General features: G+C 50.3%; 1 protein-coding gene. It reads left to right on the top strand.

Annotated features, from left to right (window positions below; translation table 11 throughout):
• On the top strand, positions 1-1832 hold a 1832-nt coding region (locus tag R7O03_RS22790; protein ID WP_318132066.1), incomplete at both ends, for a VCBS domain-containing protein.

The following is a 1832-nucleotide window of genomic DNA, read 5'->3' as shown; positions in this document are numbered from 1 at the left end:
TATCAACTGGATTCAACCGCTGATCCTGTTGCGGGGCTAACCTCTCAAGGTGAGGCGATTACCTTGGTGGAAACCGCCAACGGTGATGGCAGCTTTACCTATGTGGCGACCGCAGATGGCAATCCTGTTTTCACGTTAAACGTAGCAACAGATGGTACGTACGACTTTACGCTGCAAGGCCCGATTGACCATGCCGCCAACAGCGATAGCCTGACGATTGATTTCCCAATTGTTGCCACCGATTTTGATGGTGATACGACCACGGCAACCATTCCCGTTACGATCGCAGATGATGCGCCAATCATCGATAATGTTGTGCCTCTGGCTGTAGACGAAGATGATTTATCAGGTATTGGCTCAGACCAAACTGACGCTGTGTTTGTGGAAGGCGCATTTACGACTACTCAAGGTTCAGACCGTGTGGTGAGCTATCAACTTGATTCAACTTCTGATCCTGTCGCAGGTTTAACCTCCCAAGGTGAGCCTGTTACTTTGGTAGAGAATGCGAATGCTGATGGCAGCTTCACTTACGTGGCTACCGCGGATGGCAATCCGGTCTTCACCATGAATGTGAATGCTGACGGCACATACAACTTCCGTCTAGAAGGTCCGGTTGATCATGCGTTAAACAGCGATGAACTAGTTCTGAACTTCCCAATCATTGCAACAGACTTTGATGGCGATACGACAACCGCGACCATTCCAGTCACGATTACTGATGACGTTCCAACCATCGATAACGTTGTCCCACTTACGGTGGACGAAGATGACCTTGCCTCAATTGGCTCAGACCAGAACGATGATGCGTTTATGTCGGGCTCTTTCACCACAACTGAAGGCTCAGACAGCGTTGTTAAATACCAGCTTGATGCAACCGCAGATCCAGTAGCAGGGTTGACCTCTCATGGGGAGCCTGTCGTGCTTGCTGAAACTGCTAACGGCGACGGCAGTTTTACTTACACAGCCACAGCAGATGGCAATGCCGTATTTGAATTGGTGGTGAAGCCAGATGGCAGCTACACCTTTACTCTGCAGGGCCCACTAGACCATGCGGTGAATAGTGACAGCCTGCAAATCGACTTCCCGATTATCGCAACAGATTTTGATGGCGATACGTCGACAGAAACACTGCCTGTCACCATCGTTGACGATAAACCAACCATCACCGACGTAGACGCGATCCGCGTGGATGAAGATGACCTAGCGGCGATTGGCTCTGACGGCTCAGATCCAGTTTCAATCGATGGCAACTTCACTACAACGCAAGGCTCTGATGGGGTAGTAAGCTACCAATTAGATACTGCTGCAACGCCAGTTGATGGTCTAACATCACAAGGTGTGGCAGTGACGCTGACTGAAACCGCAAACGGTGATGGTAGCTACACTTATGAAGCAACAGCAGGAACTGAAGCCGTATTTACGCTGACCGTTAATACGGATGGTTCATACAACTTCACGCTGCAAGGTCCTATCGACCATGCGACAGACAGTGATGAGCTGACACTGAACTTCCCAATCATCGCGACGGATTTTGATGGTGATATCACCACAGAAACGATCCCAGTCACCATCGTGGATGATAAGCCGACCATTACCGATGTCGATGCAATTACCGTTGATGAAGATGACCTAGGCACGATTGGCTCAGATCAGACTGGCCCGATTTCAATCGATGGCAACTTCACCACCACACAAGGCTCGGACCGAGTAGTGAGCTATCAGCTTGACGCGTCTGTAACACCAGTTGACGGCCTTACATCACAAGGCGTGGCAGTCACGCTGACTGAAACCGAAAACGCTGATGGTAGCTTTACTTACGAGGCGACGGCGGG

The sequence above is a fragment of the Vibrio sp. Vb2960 genome (genome assembly GCF_033337665.1).
Lineage (GTDB): Bacteria > Pseudomonadota > Gammaproteobacteria > Enterobacterales > Vibrionaceae > Vibrio > Vibrio alginolyticus.
Note: the sequence above shows the minus strand (reverse complement) of the source record. Positions and strands in the feature narration are given on the sequence as shown.